This window comes from Kribbella sp. NPDC055071 (genome assembly GCF_053608045.1).
Genome location: NZ_JBSGUS010000072.1, coordinates 1 through 1,373, shown reverse-complemented (window position 1 = coordinate 1,373; position 1,373 = coordinate 1). Strand labels below are relative to the sequence as shown.

1 protein-coding gene is annotated in these 1,373 nt (G+C 68.2%); it reads right to left on the bottom strand.

Annotation, left to right across the window (positions count from 1 at the left end; all coding sequences use genetic code 11):
• Positions 1-12 precede the first annotated feature (12 nt).
• Positions 13-1,116, bottom strand: a complete 1,104-nt coding sequence (locus ACWF4Z_RS38330) for an IS110 family transposase (RefSeq protein WP_452248110.1) — start codon at positions 1,114-1,116, stop codon at positions 13-15.
• Positions 1,117-1,373: the final 257 nt, after the last annotated feature.

The window sequence follows — 1,373 nt, the reverse complement described above, 5'->3', positions numbered from 1 at the left end:
AGCCTGATGCTCCTATAGATCGTTGGGTGTCAAGTCTGGGGTGAGGGCTTGGGTGATGAGGGGTAGGAGTTCGCGGCAGAGTGCGCGTTTGAGGCAGCGCATGATTTCTTTGGTGGTTTTGCCTTCGGCGCGTCGTCGGGTGACGTAGGCGCGGGTGGGTTCGTGGTGGCGCATGCGGACCAACACGATCGTGTGCAGGGCGGAGTTGGCGTTGCGGTCGCCGCCGCGGTTGAGGCGGACGCGGTGGGTGCGGCCGGAGGCGACCGGGACGGGAGAGGTGCCGCAGAGCGCGGCGAAGGCGGCGTTGTTGTGGAGGCGGTGGGGGTTGTCGCCGGCGGTGGTCAGGAGCTGGCCGCCGGTTTCGGGGCCGACACCGCAGCGTTCGAGCAGCGCGGGCGCGGTCTGGCGTGTCAGCGCCAGGAGTTGGGTGTCGGCGTCGGTGATCTCCTCGGTCAGGTGCTGGCAGCGGCGGGCGAGGTGGCGCAGTGCGGTCTTGGTGGCCTGGATCGGGTCGGTCAGCTCGGCTGCCGGGCGCAGTGCGGCGGCCTGCTGGATGAGCTGGTCGCTGCTCAGAGCGGCGAGCTGGCCGCGCAGTGGTTCGGGAGCGGTGATGATCAGGTGCTTGAGTGTGTTGATGGCCGCGGTCCGTGCCTTGATCGCGCCGCTGCGGGTGGTCCTCAGAACCCGGATGGATTCCACGACACCGGTGCGGGTCTTCGGGATGCCGGTCGCGGTCCCGGCCAGGACCGCGCGGGCCGCTGCCTCGGCATCGATCGGGTCGGATTTCCCGCGCCGACGGCGGGTCTGCCGGTTCGGCCGGGAGACTTCCACCACCTGCACCTGTTCGGCGCTCAGCAGCCTGGCCAGCGAGGCGCCGTAACTGCCGGTGCCCTCCACCCCGACAGCGGCCAGTTCACCAAAGCCGATCAGCCAGGCCAGCAGCCGCTTCTCCCCGGCCGCGGTGGCCGGGAACTGGGCATGAGCCAGCAACCGGCCCAGATGATCCACACACGCAGCCGTGTGAGTGTCCAGATGGGTGTCCACTCCGCCGGCGACCTGGCCGGGACCGGCGACCTGGGCGACGTCGAAATGCGTTGTACTGATCGGGTCTGTCATCGTAGAGACAGCCGTCCTTTCTGTCCTTTGAACCGGCAGGGACGGCACGCACCGCCGGTCGGGCGGACAGCACATGGACGGGCCTCTCGACAGGCTCCTATCAGGTCACGTTCCGTCCGGCCGGTGCGTGCAGCTCACCGGCCGGAGACAGATCAGGCGATTGTCAACCCGCACCCGGGCGACGGTGGATAACTGGGTCATCCGGCCAGCGAGCCCATCATCTACATCCCATCGGATGCATCTCCATGTGGATAACT

Excerpts from the sequence above, each read along its gene's own strand:
- ACWF4Z_RS38330 (WP_452248110.1), bottom strand. The coding sequence starts at position 1,116 with ATGACAGACCCGATCAGTACAACGCATTTCGACGTCGCCCAGGTCGCC.